The sequence below is a fragment of the uncultured Endozoicomonas sp. genome (genome assembly GCF_947495845.1).
In the GTDB taxonomy this organism is placed as follows: Bacteria; Pseudomonadota; Gammaproteobacteria; order Pseudomonadales; family Endozoicomonadaceae; genus Endozoicomonas.
This window is the reverse complement of the sequence record NZ_CANMAO010000089.1, coordinates 1-1,114: the sequence shown is the minus strand read 5'-3', so window position 1 is coordinate 1,114 and position 1,114 is coordinate 1. Positions and strand designations below refer to the sequence as shown.

Sequence of the window (1,114 nt, the reverse complement as noted above, 5' to 3'; positions counted from 1 at the left end):
CCCTAGGGGAACCTGGGGCTGGATCACCTCCTTAAACGAAAACCGACGTCCATAAGCGTTCACACGAATTGTTTGATCACTGAAATCGTTCCAGACGATTTTCAGCACTTCCTCCATCCGTGGAGGTCGTATTTTGTTAAAGCAGTCTTGTTCTGAGGCTGTAAAAAGCTCTTTAAAAGTGTATTTAATGAATCCGTTATCTTGTGGATAGCATTTGGGTCTGTAGCTCAGTTGGTTAGAGCGCACCCCTGATAAGGGTGAGGTCGGCAGTTCGAATCTGCCCAGACCCACCAAATTTTATTCTGCTCTTCGTTGAAAGTAAGCTCACATACTATGCGTATGCTTCGCTCACTTTCGCCTCGATCAGAATAAAATTCTGGATGATCCGCTTCCATAAAGATGACAGAAAGAGATATGGGGCTATAGCTCAGCTGGGAGAGCACCTGCCTTGCACGCAGGGGGTCTGCGGTTCGATCCCGCATAGCTCCACCATTTTCTCATGTCGAAATTGACTGATTCATTAAGCATATTTTGCTTTCTTTCTTTACGAAAGATCGTTCTTTAACAATGTGGAATCCAAATTTAAGCTGAATTGCATTACTCAGCTGATTGATAATTTATTATTAATTGGTCGTTTAATGAAATTCTTGCTGAGACACTCTCAAGTATATGATCGAAAGATCATTGCTAATGTGTATGGCGATGGATTTATAGCAATATAAATTCATTTGATCGTTAAGGTAGTTATTGCCTATAACTTTGATCGAACCTTTCTTAATAGTCAGGTTTTGGCGAAGAGATTTTGCTTCAGGCAAGGCGCAAACTGAACGACGGAAGGAGCATGCGAATCGTATGTGACTGACAGAGTGAAGATTGTAACGCCGCATGAAGGAAAATATCAAAGCCAAAAAGATCGTTTTGGGTTATATGGTCAAGTGACTAAGCGTACACGGTGGATGCCTTGGCAGTCAGAGGCGATGAAGGACGTGGTAATCTGCGATAAGCTTTGGGGAGCCGATAAACAGGCCTTGATCCAGAGATTTCCGAATGGGGAAACCCAACCGCATAAGCGGTTATTCTTTAGCTGAATACATAGGCTTTAGAAGGCGAACCC

General features: G+C 43.1%; 2 tRNA genes and 1 rRNA gene. All 3 read left to right on the top strand.

Annotated features, from left to right (window positions below):
- Positions 1–216 precede the first annotated feature (216 nt).
- A tRNA-Ile gene (locus tag Q1B11_RS20210) sits at positions 217–293 on the top strand.
- A 123-nt stretch (positions 294–416) separates the two neighbouring features.
- Positions 417–492: transfer RNA gene (locus tag Q1B11_RS20205), tRNA-Ala, on the top strand.
- Between the two features lie 437 nt (positions 493–929).
- Positions 930–1,114: ribosomal RNA gene (locus Q1B11_RS20200) — 23S ribosomal RNA — on the top strand; the annotation flags it as partial.